Annotated in this window: 17 protein-coding genes; 9 read left to right on the forward strand and 8 right to left on the reverse strand. The window is 73.1% G+C overall.

What is annotated here, in order from left to right:
- Positions 1–96: 96 nt before the first annotated feature.
- The 3 genes from QCZ28_RS29320 to QCZ28_RS29330 are packed head-to-tail and all read right to left on the reverse strand — an operon-like array spanning position 97 to position 2,409.
- Entirely contained in the window at positions 97–606 is a 510-nt protein-coding gene (locus QCZ28_RS29320) for a 2'-5' RNA ligase family protein (RefSeq protein ID WP_279519646.1), read from the reverse strand.
- A gap of 46 nt (positions 607–652) precedes the next feature.
- Complete coding sequence (locus QCZ28_RS29325) at positions 653–1,258, reverse strand: response regulator transcription factor (RefSeq protein ID WP_279519647.1); 606 nt, start codon at positions 1,256–1,258, stop codon at positions 653–655.
- On the reverse strand, positions 1,255–2,409 hold the full coding sequence (locus QCZ28_RS29330) for a histidine kinase (RefSeq protein WP_279519648.1): 1,155 nt from the start codon (positions 2,407–2,409) through the stop codon (positions 1,255–1,257). Before QCZ28_RS29330 ends, QCZ28_RS29325 begins: the two co-directional genes overlap by 4 nt.
- A 132-nt stretch (positions 2,410–2,541) precedes the next feature.
- Between QCZ28_RS29330 and QCZ28_RS29335 the strand changes: the two genes are divergently transcribed.
- Entirely contained in the window at positions 2,542–3,441 is a 900-nt protein-coding gene (locus QCZ28_RS29335; RefSeq protein WP_279519649.1) for a hypothetical protein, read from the forward strand.
- Positions 3,442–3,546: 105 nt separating this feature from the next.
- The gene (locus tag QCZ28_RS29340; RefSeq protein WP_279519650.1) at positions 3,547–5,280 is read left to right on the forward strand and encodes a DEAD/DEAH box helicase; all 1,734 of its coding nucleotides are present in this window, start codon (positions 3,547–3,549) and stop codon (positions 5,278–5,280) included.
- A 69-nt stretch (positions 5,281–5,349) separates the two neighbouring features.
- Here the strand turns inward: QCZ28_RS29340 and lon are convergent, their stop codons facing one another.
- Positions 5,350–7,680, reverse strand: a complete 2,331-nt coding sequence (lon, locus tag QCZ28_RS29345) for an endopeptidase La (RefSeq protein ID WP_279519651.1) — start codon at positions 7,678–7,680, stop codon at positions 5,350–5,352.
- A gap of 132 nt (positions 7,681–7,812) precedes the next feature.
- Between lon and QCZ28_RS29350 the strand changes: the two genes are divergently transcribed.
- Positions 7,813–8,064: a LuxR C-terminal-related transcriptional regulator gene (locus QCZ28_RS29350; protein WP_279519652.1), complete on the forward strand. Its 252-nt coding sequence runs from the start codon at positions 7,813–7,815 to the stop codon at positions 8,062–8,064.
- Positions 8,065–8,208: 144 nt separating this feature from the next.
- A complete protein-coding gene (locus QCZ28_RS29355) occupies positions 8,209–8,556 on the forward strand; it encodes an Lsr2 family protein (RefSeq protein ID WP_030337882.1) in 348 nt (115 codons plus the stop codon).
- A gap of 127 nt (positions 8,557–8,683) precedes the next feature.
- Here QCZ28_RS29355 and QCZ28_RS29360 read toward each other — a convergent pair whose 3' ends face one another.
- Complete coding sequence (locus QCZ28_RS29360) at positions 8,684–9,946, reverse strand: hypothetical protein (protein WP_279519653.1); 1,263 nt, start codon at positions 9,944–9,946, stop codon at positions 8,684–8,686.
- A 293-nt stretch (positions 9,947–10,239) separates the two neighbouring features.
- Positions 10,240–11,124: a DUF2726 domain-containing protein gene (locus QCZ28_RS29365; protein WP_279519654.1), complete on the reverse strand. Its 885-nt coding sequence runs from the start codon at positions 11,122–11,124 to the stop codon at positions 10,240–10,242.
- A gap of 164 nt (positions 11,125–11,288) precedes the next feature.
- Here QCZ28_RS29365 and QCZ28_RS29370 point away from each other — a divergent pair, with 164 nt between their 5' ends.
- The 4 genes from QCZ28_RS29370 to QCZ28_RS29385 are packed head-to-tail and all read left to right on the forward strand — an operon-like array spanning position 11,289 to position 12,928.
- The gene (locus tag QCZ28_RS29370) at positions 11,289–11,480 is read left to right on the forward strand and encodes a hypothetical protein (RefSeq protein WP_279519655.1); all 192 of its coding nucleotides are present in this window, start codon (positions 11,289–11,291) and stop codon (positions 11,478–11,480) included.
- On the forward strand, positions 11,477–11,848 hold the full coding sequence (locus QCZ28_RS29375) for an Asp23/Gls24 family envelope stress response protein (protein WP_279519656.1): 372 nt from the start codon (positions 11,477–11,479) through the stop codon (positions 11,846–11,848). Before QCZ28_RS29370 ends, QCZ28_RS29375 begins: the two co-directional genes overlap by 4 nt.
- 1 nt (position 11,849) lies before the next feature.
- Positions 11,850–12,371: a DUF6286 domain-containing protein gene (locus QCZ28_RS29380; protein ID WP_279519657.1), complete on the forward strand. Its 522-nt coding sequence runs from the start codon at positions 11,850–11,852 to the stop codon at positions 12,369–12,371.
- Complete coding sequence (locus tag QCZ28_RS29385) at positions 12,368–12,928, forward strand: hypothetical protein (protein ID WP_279519658.1); 561 nt, start codon at positions 12,368–12,370, stop codon at positions 12,926–12,928. The genes QCZ28_RS29380 and QCZ28_RS29385 overlap by 4 nt, the downstream gene beginning before the upstream one ends.
- Before the next feature lie 60 nt (positions 12,929–12,988).
- On the opposite strand, the gene QCZ28_RS29390 is transcribed toward QCZ28_RS29385, so the two are convergent.
- Both QCZ28_RS29390 and QCZ28_RS29395 read right to left on the reverse strand, forming a co-directional pair.
- Complete coding sequence (locus QCZ28_RS29390; protein ID WP_279519659.1) at positions 12,989–13,930, reverse strand: TerC/Alx family metal homeostasis membrane protein; 942 nt, start codon at positions 13,928–13,930, stop codon at positions 12,989–12,991.
- A gap of 188 nt (positions 13,931–14,118) precedes the next feature.
- Positions 14,119–14,808, reverse strand: a complete 690-nt coding sequence (locus tag QCZ28_RS29395) for a CBS domain-containing protein (RefSeq protein ID WP_279519660.1) — start codon at positions 14,806–14,808, stop codon at positions 14,119–14,121.
- A 189-nt stretch (positions 14,809–14,997) separates the two neighbouring features.
- Between QCZ28_RS29395 and QCZ28_RS29400 the strand changes: the two genes are divergently transcribed.
- A complete protein-coding gene (locus tag QCZ28_RS29400) occupies positions 14,998–15,555 on the forward strand; it encodes a DoxX family membrane protein (RefSeq protein WP_279519661.1) in 558 nt (185 codons plus the stop codon).
- The last annotated feature ends 54 nt before the right edge of the window (positions 15,556–15,609 follow it).

Consider the following 15,609-nt stretch of genomic DNA (forward strand, 5'->3'; position numbering starts at 1 on the left):
CTGCCCGGCTCGCGGGCCGTCCGTTGTGGACACCGCCCGAACTCGCCCTGATGTGACCGATCGACGAACTCCCGCTGCGTCAAGGAGGCGCTGACGTTAGCGGAGCCCGGTCAGCGCGGTCACCGACCGGTCCGTGCCGTCGTAGCTGCGGGCGGCGTCGAAGTCACCCGTCGGACGCTGCCCGTCGGCGACGGCACGAGCCAACCGCAGGTCCGCGTTGCGGAACCGCAGGGCGAGGCTCAGGTGCGGCACCCACGCTTCGGGCGCATGCCACGGGCGGTGTCCGTCGGCCTCGGCGAGAACATCCCAGACGGCGGTGTGCAGCGCGGTCAGCGCCGGAGTGGGTCGAACGAGCCAGACCAGTGGGGCGCTGCCGTCGAGGACGACGACCCGATCGAGTGTCACCGGCACCGGCAGCGCGGCGTCGAACAGCTCGGCCAGGCGGTGCTCCACCCCCGGCGGGAACTCGTCGACAACGGCGAGGGTGAGGTGCGGCCGGTTGGTCGGATGGATGTTGCGCGCCAGGCTGGGCAATCCGGCGGCGGCCAGGCGGCCCCAGACCGCCCTGACCACGACCTCCAGGCCGGGCGAGCAAACCAGTTCCACCGTACGCACCCCGACACGTTACCGGGGAAGCCGCTGGTGACGGTGGTCAGAGCCAGCCGTTGTCCCGGGCTGTGCGGACGGCCTCGGCCCGGTCGGCGGCGGCGAGCTTCTGCACGGCGGAGGAGAGGTGGTTGCGCACGGTGCCGGTGGACAGGTGCACCCGACGGGCGATCACCGCGACCGGGGCACCGACCTCGGCCAGCCGTAGTGTCTCCAGCTCCCGTGGGGTCAGCGGGCACGGGGGCAGGGTCAGCGCGTCGGCGGCCAACGACGGGTCGACGTAGCGACCTCCGGCGTGCACCCGGCGGATCACGTCGGCGAGCGCCCCACCCGGCGCGCCCTTGGGCAGGAACCCCCGGGCGCCAGCGGTCAACGCCTGGCGCAGGTGCCCGGGCCGGCCGTGCCCGGTCAGCACGACCACCGCGCAGTCAGGTCGGACCCGGGTCAGCTCGGCGGCCACCGCGATACCGTCCAGGCCCGGCATCTCCAGGTCCACCACTGCCACGTCCGGGCGGTGCGCCAGCACCGCGCTGACGGCCGCCGGACCGTCGGCGGCGTGTGCCACCACCTCGACGTCCGGTTCCAGGTCGAGCAGCGCGGCGACGGCGACGCGGATCAGCTCCTCGTCGTCGGCGAGCAGGACGCGGATCACGACCGCGCCGGCACTGTGGCTTCGAGGGTGAAGATCGCGTCCTCCCGGCGTACCCGCAACTCTCCGCCGGCGGCGGCGAGTCGGTCGGCCAGCCCCCGCAGGCCGTGGCTGCGCGCGTCCGGGCTGCTGTCGTCGGCGCCGTCGTTGGCCACCGTCATCCTGGTCACGTCACCCTCCCAGTCGATGCGGATCCGGCACCAGTCGGCCCGACTGTGCCGCAGCACGTTGGTGCTCGCCTCGCGCAGCACCGCCGCCAGCTCGACGGCGGCCGGTTGCGGCAGGTCAGTCGGTGGCGGCACCACCGTGCACCGCACCCCGCAGGAGCGCAGTACCCCCACCACCGCGGTGAGCTGTTCGTCGAGGTCGACGGCCCGGTAGCCGTGCACCGTCTCGCGCACCTCGCTCAGCGCGGAGGCGGCCAGCCGCTGCACCTCGGCGGCCTCCCGCCCGGCCCGCTCCGGGTCGACCGGGGCGAGCCGGGCGGCGAGTTCGGCCTTCAACGCGATCACCGTGAGCCGGTGCCCCAGCACGTCGTGCACGTCGCGGGCGAAGCGCAGCCGCTCCTCGACGGCGGCCAGCTTGGCCTGGGCGGTCTGGCCCTGGCGGGCCTCCATGAGCAGGTCCCAGAACCACACCTGGAACCCGTTGACGGCGGCCACGGCCACGCCGATCCCGCCGGTCACCGCGAGGTGGCGCGGAACGGAACCGCCGGTCCACCAGGCCACCGCGACCGCCACCGCAACGACGCCGACGGCGACCGCCAGCGCGGCCCGCCACCGCACCAGCAGCGGCGTCATGCCGATCAGCGCCGCACCGAGCCAGGCCCAGGTCGGCCACCTGCCGGCCGCCACCGGACCCACCAGCGGAACGCTCAGCGCCGCCGCGCCGACCAGGCTCAGCTCGGCGCGACGCCGCCAGCGCGGGTCGAGCCACGGCGTCACGGCCGCGTACAGGACGACGGTCTGGGCGATCACGAAGGCGAGGATGCCGACCGCGCCGAGCGTCACCCGGCCCGGGTCGGGCTCCCGGGTCAGGCCGACCGCCGGCAGCAGGACGCTCGCCCAGACGCCGGTGGCCAGCGACACCAGCGTCGCCTGCCGGGCGCGGCGCAGCCGGCGGTCCACCCGGGGAGTCACCGCCTCGCTCGCCACGCACCGATCCTAGGACCGCCGCGCGCCTGCTCCACCCCGGCGAATCATCACTGTCGAACCGTGGAATCCGCACGGTTTTCCCGTGACGAACGGGTCTGCCGCCCACCCCGGGGACACCGGCAGGGTCGAGGCATGGAAAACACCAGGATGTACGCGGACAGCGTCAGCGCCGTACCGTCGCCAGCGTCGCTGCCCACCGACGACCCGACGCCGACCAGCGCGGCAGCGGCCCGCAGCAGGCGGCGGCTGCTGTGGCACCTGGGCGAGATGGCCCTGGCGATGGTCGCCGGGATGCTGCTGCTCGGGCCGTTGTGGGAGCTGGCCGGCACCGCGCTGGGCGTCGGCGACGCGCTGGCCCGGCCGGAGGTCGCCGCCCTGGTGATGGCCACGAACATGACCGTCGGGATGACGGTGGGGATGCGCTACCGGGCGCACCGCTGGCCCGCCGTCGGCGAGATGGCCGTCGCGATGTACGTCCCGTTCCTGCTGCTGCTCGTGCCGTTTCGGGCCGGCCTGATCGACGCCGACGCGCTGCTGCTCGGCGGTCACCTGCTGATGATTCCCGCGATGGTGCTGGTGGCGGTCCGGCACCGACACGAAGCCTCCGTGCCGGTACGCCGAAACCGGGTCGTGGTGGCGCTCGCCCACCGCTGGCCGGCCGCGGTGGCGCTGCTGCTGACGGTGGACATGTGGGTAGAACCGGGCGTGCTCAGCCCGTGGACGATGCTGGTGCTGCCCGGCGGCTACCTGCTGATCGGCATGGCCCGCCGCACGCTGGGCGGGCGGGGCGTGCTCGCCACCCAACTCGCCGGTCTGGCCATCTGGGTCGCCCTGACGCTTGTCGCGGTGCTGGCCGGCGGGCGGACCGCCGCCTGGCTGGTGGCGTTCGGCTGGTTGGCGCACGCCGGTTGGGACCTGGCGCACCACCGCGGCGGCCGGGTGGTGCCGCGCGGCTACACCGAGTTCTGCATGGTGCTCGACGTGGCCCTCGCGGCGGTGATGGTGCTGGCCATCCTGACCACGGACGGCTGACCGAGGCCGCCGCCGGCACCGGGGAACAGGCACAGCACGGGCCCGGGGACAGTTCTTGTGGCGGTCGCCGCAACGGCCCGGACGGCGTGATGAAAGGCTTGGCGCATGAGTTCCGCACCTGCACAGCACGACGCACCGACTGACGCCACCCCCGACGGCACCGACGAGGTGAGCGCCTTCACCGAGCTCGGGCTGCGCACCGAACTGCTGGGCGCGCTCGCCGCCCTCGGGTACGAGGAGCCGACCCCCATCCAGCGGGAGGCTATCCCACCGCTGCTGAAGGGTCGTGACCTGCTGGGTCAGGCGGCCACCGGCACCGGCAAGACGGCGGCGTTCGCGCTGCCGCTGCTCAACCTCATGGCGGCACACCGCCAGGGCGGTGACCCGGTGGCCCTGGTGCTGGTGCCGACCCGGGAGCTGGCGGTGCAGGTCTCCGAGGCGTTCCACCGCTACGGCAAGGACCTCGGCGCGCGGGTGCTGCCGATCTACGGTGGGCAGCCGATCGGGCGGCAGCTGCGGGCACTGGACAGCGGCGTCGACGTGGTGGTGGCCACCCCCGGGCGGGCCCTCGACCACATCGCCCGGGGCACCCTGCGCCTCGGTGGGTTGGCCACGGTGGTGCTCGACGAGGCCGACGAGATGCTCGACATGGGTTTCGCCGAGGACATCGAGGCGATCCTGGAGCACGCCCCGGCGCAACGTCAGACGGTGCTCTTCTCGGCCACCATGCCGTCGCGCATCGACGGGATGGCCCGCCAGCACCTGCGTGAACCGGTCCGAATCGAGATCGGCCGGGAGCAGCCGGTCGCCGGTGAGGCGCCCCGGGTGCGGCAGAGCGCGTACATCGTGACCCGGGCGCACAAGCCGGCCGCGCTGGGCCGGGTGTTGGACGTGGAGTCCCCGACCGCGGCGATCGTGTTCTGCCGCAGCCGCGAAGAGGTCGACCGGCTGACCGAGACGATGAACGGCCGGGGTTACCGCTCGGAGGCCCTGCACGGTGGGATGAGCCAGGAGCAGCGCGACCGGGTCATGGGCCGGCTGCGGGCGGGCACCGCCGACCTGCTGGTGGCCACCGACGTGGCGGCCCGGGGGCTGGACGTCGAGCAGCTGACCCACGTGGTCAACTACGACGTGCCGTCGGCCCCCGAGTCGTACGTGCACCGGATCGGTCGGGTGGGTCGGGCCGGCCGCGAGGGCGTGGCGATCACCCTCGCCGAGCCGCGCGAGCACCGGATGCTCAAGACCATCGAGCGGGTGACCGGCCAACGGATCACCATCGACAAGATCCCCACCGTGGCGGACATGCGGACCCGCCGGTTGGAGCTGACCCAGGCGGCCCTGCGCGAGAGCCTGCTGGAGGACGACCTCGACCCGTACCGGGTGATCGTGGAGACGCTGACCGACGAGTTCGACCTGATGGAGGTCGCCCTCGCCGCGGTGAAGCTGGCCCACGAGGTGACGTCGCCGGGCTCCGACGACGAGGAGGAGATCCCGCAGGTTCCGGTGCGCGGCCCGCGCGAGGGTCGTCCGGAGTCCGGCGGCCGGGGCGGCGACCGGCGGGGCGGGGGTCGGCCGCGCTCCGGCGGCGGCAACACCGTCCAGGTCTTCGTCGGTCTGGGTCGACGGGCCGGGGTGCGCCCGCAGGACCTGGTGGGCGCGATCACCGGGGAGACCGGCATCCGTGGCCGGGACATCGGCTCGATCGAGATCGCCGACCGGTTCTCGCTGGTGGAGGTGCCGCAGGGGGTGGCCGACGAGGTCATCTCCGGGCTGCGGCAGAGCACGATCAAGGGCCGCAAGGCCACTGTGCGCCGCGACCGTGGCGGCGACGAGCGCTGAGACTGCTGCACGCGGACAGAGGGACCCTCGCCGTCTTCGAAGACGGCGAGGGTCCTTCGGTGCGCGGTGTCAGACCGTGAAGAGCGCCGGACCGTCCAGCGTCTTCACGTCGGCCGGGCGCAGCGCCAGGGCGAGCACGTCGGCCACGTCGGCCAGGGTGTGCACGGTCAGCGCCTCGCGCACCTCGGCCGGCAGGTCGTCCAGGTCCGGTTCGTTGCGCGCCGGGATGATCACTTCGGTGAGGCCGGCCCGGTGCGCGGCGAGCAGCTTCTGCTTCACCCCACCGATCGGCAGCACCCGACCGGAGAGCGTCACCTCACCGGTCATCCCGAACTCGGGGCGGACCGGGCGACCGGTGACCAGCGACGCCAGGGCCGTGACCATGGTGATGCCGGCGCTCGGACCGTCCTTGGGCACCGCGCCCGCCGGGAAGTGGACGTGGATCCGGCGTCCCGCGAGGGCGTTCGGGTCGATGCCGAGCCGCCGCCCGTTGGAGCGCAGGTAGGAGAGCGCGATGTGCGCCGACTCCTTCATCACGTCACCGAGCTGGCCGGTCAGGGTCAGCCCCGGCTCGCCCTCCATGCTGGTCGCCTCGATGAAGAGCACGTCCCCACCGGCGCCCGTGACGGCCAGGCCGGTGGCCACGCCCGGCACCGCGGTGCGCTCGGCCGACTCCGGGGTGAACTTCGGCCGCCCCAGGTAGCCGGTGAGGTTGTCGGTGTCGACGCGTACCGGCGTGGGGTCGGTCGCCAGTGTCACCGTCACCTTGCGCAGGATCTTGGCCAGGGCCCGTTCGAGCTGCCGCACGCCGGCCTCGCGGGTGTACTCCCCCGCGATCAGCGCGAGAGCCTTGTCGGCGACTGTCACCTCCTCGGCGGTCAACCCGGCGCGCTCCCGCTGCCGGGGCAGCAGGTGGTCGCGGGCGATGGAGACCTTCTCGTCCTCGGTGTACCCGTCCAGCATGACCAGCTCCATCCGGTCCAGCAGCGGTCCGGGGATGGCGTCCACCACGTTGGCGGTAGCCAGGAAGAGCACGTCGGACAGGTCCAGATCGACCTCCAGGTAGTGGTCCCGGAAGGTGTGGTTCTGGGCCGGGTCGAGCACCTCCAGCAGGGCGGCGGCGGGGTCACCGGCGTAGCCGGCGGCCAGCTTGTCCACCTCGTCGAGGAGCACGACCGGGTTCATCGAGCCGGCCTCGCGCAGCGCGCGGACGATCCGGCCGGGCAGCGCACCCACGTAGGTGCGCCGGTGCCCGCGGATCTCCGCCTCGTCGCGGACGCCGCCGAGCGAGACCCGGACGAAGTTGCGCCCGAGCGCCCGCGCCACGGACTCGCCGAGGCTGGTCTTGCCGACCCCGGGAGGGCCGGCGAGGGCGAGCACCGCGCCGGAGCCGCGACCGCCGACCACGCCGAGGTTGCGCTCGGCCCGCCGGTTGCGCACCGCCAGGTACTCCAGGATGCGGTCCTTCACGTCGGACAGGCCGGCGTGGTCGGCGTCGAGCACCGCCCGGGCCGCGGCCAGGTCGGTGTTGTCCTCGGTACGCGTGCCCCACGGCATTTCGAGCACGGTGTCCAGCCAGGTACGGATCCAGCCCGCCTCCGGGGAGGCGTCACTGGCCCGCTCCAGCTTGCCGACCTCGCGCATGGCCGCCTCGCGGACCTTCTCCGGCAGCTCGGCGGACTCGACCCGGGACCGGTAGTCGGCGGAGCCGTCCGGCTCGTCCTCGCCCAGTTCCTTGCGGATCGCGGCGAGCTGCTGACGCAGCAGGAACTCGCGCTGGGACTTCTCCAGCCCCTCGCGGACGTCGCTGTTGATCTGCTCGGTGACCTCCTGCTCGGCCAGGTAGTCCTTCACCCAGCCGACCAGCAGCTCCAGCCGGGCGGTGACGTCCGGCGCGGCGAGCAGCTCGGTCTTCTGCTCCAGCGTCAGCCAGGGCGCGTAGCCGGCCGAGTCGGCCAGCTCGGAGAGGTCGGTCATCCGCTCCACCGCGTCGATGACCTGCCAGGCGCCCCGCTGTTGGAGCACGGAGGTGACCAGGGCGCGGTACTCGCGGGCGAGTTCACGGGCCCGACCGGCGTAGGCGGGTTCGTCGAGTTCGGTCGCCTCGACCCAGAGGGCGGCGCCGGGGCCGGGCACGCCGGAACCGATCCGGGCCCGGGACAGGCCACGGATGACGGCGGCGGGCTCACCCTCGGGCAGCCGGCCGACCTTCTCGATGGTGGCGACCACGCCGACCGGCCCGTACTCGCCGTCGATGCGCGGCACGGCCAGCAGCTTGCGGTCGCCGGTCGCGCGGGCGGCGTCGATCGCGGCCTGGGTGGTGGGGTCGAGGGTCACCGGGATGACCATCCCGGGCAGCAGCACGGCGTCGGTCAGGGGAAGTACCGGAAGAGTTGCCATCGAACACCTGCCATCACGTTGAGTTGAGCGTGTCTGGCTCAAGTAACAAAGCGTTCCCCTTGTTCCGCCCTGTGACCCAGACCACTTCCCCGGCCGGTTCCGTCGGGTCACCCGGGGCCGGCGGGCTGGGCGGTGCTGCCGGCCGAACTGCTGCGCACTCTGCTGCGGCCCACGCGCTTCCCGGCGGTCGACCTCGACAGCGAGGAACGGCGGCTGCTGCGGGCGATCGCCGCCGGTCGTAGCACCGTCGACATCGCCGAAGAACCGCACGTCTCGGAACGGACGGTGAAACGTATGACCGCCGCGTTGCTGCGAAAGTTACGGGTGTCGAGCCGGGCAGAGGCTGCCGCCGTCGCCGGTCACGCCGGGATCCTCGGGGAATGAAGCCCGGTCATCGGACCGATTCACGGTTTTGCTCTGTAACGGAATCGCGACGCGCCGAATGAATGGAAGGCATATTGTTGCGGATTACCGGGGTGATAGGTCAGACTTTGGACACATCCCGCCGCACACAGGGAGTAATCGGCAATGGCGAGAAAAGTAATCACGGTCCTGACCGACGACCTCGACGGTGGGAAGGCCGACCGGACGGTGGAGTTCAGTCTCGACGGCGTGGCCTACACGATCGATGTCTCCGACGAGAATGCCGGTGTCCTGCGCAAGGCGCTCGACCCGTACATCAATGCGGGTCGGCGGATCGGGCGCGGTCCGGTGGAGAGCGCCCGATCAGTCCGACGGCCGGGCCGACCTGCCGGCGCGGGAATGGATCGGGAGCAGAACCGGGCCATCCGGGAATGGGCCGTCAAGAACGGCTACAAGATTTCCGAGCGCGGCCGGATCCCGGTGGAGGTTGTCGAGGCGTACAAGAACCGCTGACGCGACGCGACGACGGGGCCCCGCCAGCACGGCGGGGCCCCGTCGTGTGTCCGGGTCGCCCGTTGCGACGCGACGGCCGGCCACCCCAGGTTGGTTGCCCCCGGGGGGGCCGGCCGTCGCTGCTACCTCAGTTGACGTCGATGCGCACCGAGTCGAAGGCGGGGGTCTGGTTGGCCCGCTCCATCATCGGCAGGCGGTGCGAGCCGTCACCGGCCCAGACGGAGCACTGGGCGGTACCCGACTCCGGCAGGCCCGGAACCTGGATCGTCACCTCGTCGGGCTGGGCGCCACCGCGGCCGTCCTCGGTCGCGACGAAGAACGCGGGCACCTCCTGCGGCTCCGGCGGCGCGGTCAGGCTGTCCAGCATCCGGCAGGCGGTGTGGAAGTGTCCGCGGACCAGGCCCTGGTCGTTGAGCAGCGAGCTCTCCACGTAGTAGCCACCCTGACCGGCGGCCAGGAAGCGGTCCCGCACCAGGTTGCGGGTGCTGACCCGCAGGGTGAAGGGCTGGTTCTGGCCAACCTGCTCGGGGAACTGGGTGATCAGCAGCGACGGGTTGTTGGCCGCCGCGCCGACCTCACCGAACTCGGTGCTCACGCAGCGGTTGCCGTTCTGGAAACCGTCGTGCGGCTGGAGCCGGCTCTCGTCGCAGTCGTTGGCGAGCACGCCGAGCCCGGCGCCGGGCTCGGTGCCACCACCGTTGTTCCCCCCGCCGTTGTTCCCGCCACCGTTGTTGCCGCCACCGGGCGTGGTGGTGGGGGTGCTGCCACCGCCGTTGTTGCCGGTGGGCTGCACCTGGCACTCGGCGAGCTGGGCCAGGCCCTGCGGCCGGGGTCCGACCCGGTCGATGGCGGTCGTGATCCGGTCCAGCACGGCGCGGCGCTTACCGGCCAGCGGCTGGAGGATCGCGTTGCGGATGAACGCCTCACCCTTGTTGCCCTCGGCGGCCAGCCTGCGGTCCGCCTCGGCGATCTGGGTCTGCAACTGGGCGAGGTTGCGGTCCACCTCGGCTCGCGCCCGGTTCGGCACCTGCGGGAGTTTGGCCGCCACATCCGGGCAGGCGATGGCGGTGCCGGTGCCCACCGTGCCGTCCTTGCCGTCCTCGCACTCGGGGACCGACTGCTGTCCGTCACCCCAGTGATTACGCACCCATCGACCGTTCTGCCAGGTTCGGCTGGTCGAACCGGCGCCGGTCGGCGCGGTCGCGCCCGGGCTCGGCTCCACGCACTGCCCGGCGGCCGGACGTGGCTTATTTGTCCGCCGGTCCTGGGCCGACGAAATCTGAGTCACGGCGACAACTCCGCCGAAGACCGCGAGCGTGCCGACAACTGCCAGCAGACGCTTGCTCCGCGCGTTGCCGGAAGGCCGGCGCGCCCGAGTGGACCTGCGCATCGAATTGCTCTCCTTCTCGATCCGGTAGTGGATTTCTGCCCTCGGCGGACCGACGGATGTGTGGGGGCACGGCCGCGGCAGGGACCCACCGTGACCCACCCGGTAATGCGTCGATGGCCGACGATGCCCTTTCCGCACCGTCTCCCGCGCCGGTCGACGCGGATGGGGAGATCCTGTTCATTCGCGCAGGAGTACGGGGCGGGTGCCGGGAAGGTTCAACTGACGCGCAGGAAATTGCCGCGACCCGACAAGGAGCCGGTGCGCGGCGGGGAACAGCAGGTGAAACGGGTGCGTCAGTCGGCGCAGAGATGGTCGAAGGCGAAACCGCCGACCAGTTCGTGGCGGCGCTCGCTCAGCGCGGCGATCCGCGCGGTCCAGTCGGCGCGCGGCAGCAGGTCCGCCACCGCGTTCTCCCGCAGTCGCTCCCCCACGGCGACGGCGGCGAGATCCTCGGCCAGCCGGGCCGCGTCGATGCCGCAGGAGAAGCGGTGTTCGGTCACCGAGACCACCTCGACGAGGCACGCGTCGGGGCGTACCTGCAGCCAGCTCCACCCCTGGGCCGGCCCGTCCACCCAGCGCACGTGCAGCCCTCGCACGATCGGGTCGGCCACCTGCCCGGCCACGTACGCCTCGACGGCCGCCGCGCGGGTCAGCGCGCCGAGGTCGTTGACCGGTCCGGTACGCCCGTCGGGCAGTCGGCCCAGGATGTCCCGGAAGCCCACCGGCGCGGGCTCGGACCCGGCGACGGTGGCCCCGGCTCCGGCGCCCGCGGCGTAGGCGCGCGCGTCGATCACGTACTCCACCAGGCGGCGGCCGTGTTCGGCGGCCCGCAGCGTCTGCGAACCGATCCGCAGCACGGGCAGGCCGGCGGCGGCGCTCACCGCGTCCTTGAGTCGCTGCACGCGCTGTTCCGCCGAGGCGGCGCTCGGCACCGGGCCGATCTCCACGGCGACGACCGGGCGGCCGGTGTCGGCGGCGTAGACGACGAAGTCGAAGCTGGCGCGGCTCGCCGAGGTCCACTGGCTGCCGGTGACACCGGCCGGGCGGCCCTGGACCAGATCACTGAGCCGGCGCGCCGGCAGGACGAGGTGGCCGGCACGGCTGAGCAGGGCGTCGTGCCCCGCCTCGGCGGGCATCGCCCTCAGCCAGCCGCGGTCGTCGCTCCCGGTGCTCGTCATCTGCCTGATCCATCCGCCGGTCGGTCGAGCCGGGCCGAGTCTAGGTGGTCGATCATGGGCCACCGACTTCTGATGTGACCGGGATCACAGCAGTGCCGATGTTCCAGGAGTGGCCACCGGGTGTATCCAGCGACCGCCGGTACCGGACCGGCCCGGAGGTGAGCATGTCGCGACAGCAGTTCGGCTTCCTCGCCGGGTTCCTCGCCGTGGCGGTCTGGGCGCTCGCCGGCGCCGGCGCGGCCGCCCTCGCCGTGCTCGCCGGCCTGCTCGGCTGGCTGGTCGTCCGGGTGCTCGACGGCGACCTCGCGGTGACCGGTCTCGGTGACCGCCGCGCCGACGCTCGGCGACGCCGATGACCACCCGTCCGTCCACCGGGCCGAACCCCGGCACCGGGATGGCCGCCGGGACGACCGGCTCCCCGGGCGACGCGGCCGATGTCGCGCGGATCGCGGCGCAGGCGGCCAGCCTGGTTCCGGGCGTGTCCGTGGTCCGCCCGGCGGCGGTCCGCCTGGATGACCGGTCCGTCGGACTCGACCTGCACCTGATCACCTGGTACGGGCACAGCGTGCCGACGATCGCCGAAACCGTCCGGACAGTCGTCGCCGATCAGGTGGCCGCCCAGACCGGGCTCACCGTGGCGGTGGTGACCGTCACCGTGGACGACCTGCTCGTCCCCGGCGTCGACTCCTCACCGGCGGGCGCCGCCGCGCCGGAGGACGGCTGAGATGCGCACCGCCAACCGGATCGCGTCGGTGCTGCTGGGCGCCGCGCTGCTCGTCGGCGGCGCGGTGACGGCCGTGCAGGCGGTGCTGCTCACCCTGCACCGCCGCACACCGCTGGACACCACCGGTTGGTGGGACGCGCTGAGCGCCACCCGGTGGCGCGACCCCACGGTCCGCACCGTGGCCACCGCGAGCCTCCTGCTGGGCCTGGCGCTGCTCGCCGCCCAGCTGCGCCGCTGGGCGCCGGTCCGCCTGCGCGCCGACGAGCACGACGGCTGGTACCTGCACCGGCGCTGTGTGGAACGCCGGCTCGCCGACGCCGCCGCCGCGGTGCCGGGCGTCCGCCGCGCCCGCGCCCGGCTCCGACGGCAGCACGGCCAGTGGCGTCCCCAGGTCCGCGCGAGCGGCGACCCGGCGGCCCGGGCGGAGATCGAGTTCGCCGTGCACCAGGAGTTGCACCGGCTCACCGCGCCCCGCCCGGCCCGGGTCGACGTCCGGCTGCTGCCCCGACGGCGGCCGGCGTGACCAACGCCGCGCACCGACTGCTGTGGACCGTCATCGCGCTGCTGCTGGTGGCGGGCGGCGCGGTGGCGCTGGCGGCCAGCCTCGGCACCCTGCCCGGCGCCGACCCGGCGGCGGCGCTGCTCAGCGCCGATCTGGTCGACCGGTGGCGGACGGCCGCGCCGTGGAGCACCCTGGCGGTGGCCGTGGTCGGGGCGCTGTTCGCCCTGGCCGGGCAGCGCCTGCTGGCCCGGGAGCTGCGGGGCCCGGGCGGCACGCTGCGCGGCACGCTGAGCCACACCGGACGCCGGCCGGGCCGGACCCGGTTGCCCGCCGACGTTCTCACCGACGCGTTGGTACGCGACCTGACCGGCAACCCCGGGGTACGCCGGGCCCGGGTGGTGCTCACCGGCCCGGCACCGCACCCCGACGTGTGGATCCGGGTGGACCTCACCGCCGACGCGCCGGCCGCCGGCGTACGCGAGCACGTGCACGCGGCGGTCCGCCGATTCGCGGCGACGACCCACTGCCAGCCCGCGCACCTCGACGTGACCGCCCGCATCGAGCCCGCCCCTCAGTGACCCGCCGCCGCACCGACCGGTCCGGATCGGTGCGGCGGCTCACCTGACGGTGCCGGCGGGTCAGCCGTCGGCGCGGCGGCGGGCGGCCAGGACGCTGGCGCCCATGGAGACCGCCAGGGTCAGCACCACCACGGCGAGGGTCAACCAGACCGGCAGCTTGCCCACCGGCGTCTCGGCGAGAATCAGCTTCAGCCCGGCGAAGGCCAGCAGCAGCGCGAGCCCGTACCGCAGGTAGCCGAAGTGCCGCAGGAGGCCGGCGAGGCAGAAGTAGAGGCTGCGCAGGCCCAGGACGGCGAACGCGGTGGCCGTCCACACCAGGAAGGTGTTGGTGGTGATGGCGAGGATCGCCGCCACCGAGTCGATGGCGAAGACCACGTCGGTGGCCTCGATGGAGACGAGCGCCACCAGCGGCAGCGTCGCCACCCGCCGACCGGCCACCCGGGCGGTGAACCGGTCACCGTGGTAGCGGGCGTCGGTGGGCACCAACCTGCGGAACAGCCGGACCACGACGTTGCGTTCCGGGTCGACGTCCGGCTTTCCGCGTACGGCCAGCCGCCAGCCGGTCCAGACCAGGAACCCGCCCAGCACGAACCCGGCCCAGGTGAGCCGGTCCAGCAGCTCGGCGCCGGCGAGGATGAACAGCAGCCGGAAGACGAGCGCGCCCACGACACCCCAGAACAGCACCTTGTGCTGGTAGCCCGGCGGCACCTGGAAGTAGCCGAAGAGCAGCGCGAAGACGAACACGTTGTCCACCGAGAGCGCCTTCTCCAGCAGGTAGCCGGAGAAGTACGCGATGGCCGGGTCACCGCCGAGACCCCACCAGACGACCAGCCCGAACAGCAGACCCGCACCGATCCAGACGGCGCTCCACAGCACCGCCTCGCGGAGCTCGATGACGTGGTTGTCCCGGTGCAGGAGCACATCCACGGCGAGCATCACCGCGATCACCGCGGCGACCACCGCCCAGGCCCACAGCGGAACCGCGACCGTCGCCTCAGCCACCGACGCCCTCCGCATCGACCACCGCGCACCGCCCGTCACCAGGCCGGCCCTTTTTCGAGCCTAGGTGACCGCCCGACCCGGCATCGGGCGGTCCGACCAAGTCGGGGTCGCCGGGCCGGCACGTTCGACCCGGCGGCGACCGGCAGCGGGAGTCGGTGGTGCGGTCGGGTCGGGCGCGCGACCCGCGCTCAGGCGACCGGCATCACCTGGCCAGGGTCGAGAACCGTGTCGTCGGCGTCGTAGGCGATCGCGTTGGTCACCCGCACGACGCCACTGACCTGCCCCGCGAGCCGACCGGCGAGGTCCACGGCGGAGCGGCGGTCCAGCCGACCGGCCAGCGTCACGTCACCGTGACGGACCTCCACGGTCACCAGTCCGTCCCGTACGGCGAGCACCCGGCGGAGCACCTCCTGCACCACGTCCTCGCGGATCTCGGCGTCCGACCGCAGGTGCACCCGCAGCAGATCGGCACGACTGACGATGCCGACCAACCGACCGAGGTCGTCCAGCACGGGCAGCCGCTTGACCTGTTCGCGGTCCATCAGCCGGGCGGCGGCGGACAGCGCCGCCTGCGGAGTCGTGGTGATCGCCGGCGCGGTCATCAGGTCACCGGCCAGCACTGCCGCGCTCTTGCCCCGGGCACCGCGCCGTCGGCGGCTCTCGAAGACCCGTCGCAGCGCCGGCTCACCGGCGCGCTCGACCCGGTGCAGCAGATCGGCCTCGGACACCACTCCCAGCACCCGACGGAAATCGTCGATCACCGGCACCGCGCTGACCCCGCGGCGCAACAGCACGTCGACGACCTCCCGGTACGGGGTGTCGGCAACCACCGTCTCGACCTCCCGGGTCATCACGTCACCCACCTGCCAGGTCCTCATCACGACCTCCCTCTCCTGGTCCATCTCGGACGCTACGGCGGGGCGCCGACGGTCGTCAGGGTCGCCGGACCGGACCGGAGGGGGTCGAACGTCCCGGGCCGTTGCGGTCTGTCGGCCCTGCCGCCGAAAGCGCCGTGGGCGTCCACTGGAGATGCCACCGGGAAGCGCGGTGCGAAGCTGAGAAGGGACGTGGAGACCATGACCGCGACGATCGAGCGGGTCACCGCCGAGAACACCGCTGCGAAGGCCGGCACCGTGCACGACCGGGCCGTCCGTTACATCCTGGCCGGCACCCGGCTGGCGCTCGGCTGGATCTTCCTCTGGGCCTTCGTCGACAAGCTGTTCGGCTTCGGGATGGGCACCGAGCAGAAGAACGCCTGGATCAACGGGGGCAGCCCCACCAAGGGCTTCCTGACCTTCGGCGTGGCCGGGCCGTTCAAGGACGTCTACACCTCGATCGCCGGCGCCGCCTGGGCGGACTGGCTCTTCATGATCGGCCTGGCCGGGATCGGTGTCGCCTTGCTGCTCGGCATCGGAATGCGGGTCGCCGCCGTGGCCGGTGGGCTGCTGCTGGTCCTGATGTGGACCGCCGTGCTGCCTCCGGAGAACAACCCCTTCATGGACGACCACCTGATCTACGCCGCGGTGCTGGCGGTGCTGGCCCTGGTCAACGCCGGCGACACGGTGGGTCTGGGCCGGGTGTGGGCGGCCCTGCCGATCGTCCGGCGGATGCCCTGGCTCCGGTGAACTATCGCACACCCCTCAGCGGCCGTACCGAGGTGGTGACCGACGGGCTGTACT

This window comes from Micromonospora sp. DH14 (assembly GCF_029809455.1).
Lineage (GTDB): Bacteria > Actinomycetota > Actinomycetes > Mycobacteriales > Micromonosporaceae > Micromonospora > Micromonospora parva.

Excerpts from the sequence above, each read along its gene's own strand:
- QCZ28_RS29340 (WP_279519650.1), top strand. The coding sequence starts at position 3,547 with ATGAGTTCCGCACCTGCACAGCACGACGCACCGACTGACGCCACCCCC.
- QCZ28_RS29395 (WP_279519660.1), bottom strand. The coding sequence starts at position 14,808 with ATGAGGACCTGGCAGGTGGGTGACGTGATGACCCGGGAGGTCGAGACG.
- QCZ28_RS29380 (WP_279519657.1), top strand. The coding sequence starts at position 11,850 with ATGCGCACCGCCAACCGGATCGCGTCGGTGCTGCTGGGCGCCGCGCTG.
- lon (WP_279519651.1), bottom strand. The coding sequence starts at position 7,680 with ATGGCAACTCTTCCGGTACTTCCCCTGACCGACGCCGTGCTGCTGCCC.
- QCZ28_RS29355 (WP_030337882.1), top strand. The coding sequence starts at position 8,209 with ATGGCGAGAAAAGTAATCACGGTCCTGACCGACGACCTCGACGGTGGG.
- QCZ28_RS29335 (WP_279519649.1), top strand. The coding sequence starts at position 2,542 with ATGGAAAACACCAGGATGTACGCGGACAGCGTCAGCGCCGTACCGTCG.
- QCZ28_RS29360 (WP_279519653.1), bottom strand. The coding sequence starts at position 9,946 with ATGCGCAGGTCCACTCGGGCGCGCCGGCCTTCCGGCAACGCGCGGAGC.
- QCZ28_RS29375 (WP_279519656.1), top strand. The coding sequence starts at position 11,477 with ATGACCACCCGTCCGTCCACCGGGCCGAACCCCGGCACCGGGATGGCC.
- QCZ28_RS29365 (WP_279519654.1), bottom strand. The coding sequence starts at position 11,124 with ATGACGAGCACCGGGAGCGACGACCGCGGCTGGCTGAGGGCGATGCCC.
- QCZ28_RS29370 (WP_279519655.1), top strand. The coding sequence starts at position 11,289 with ATGTCGCGACAGCAGTTCGGCTTCCTCGCCGGGTTCCTCGCCGTGGCG.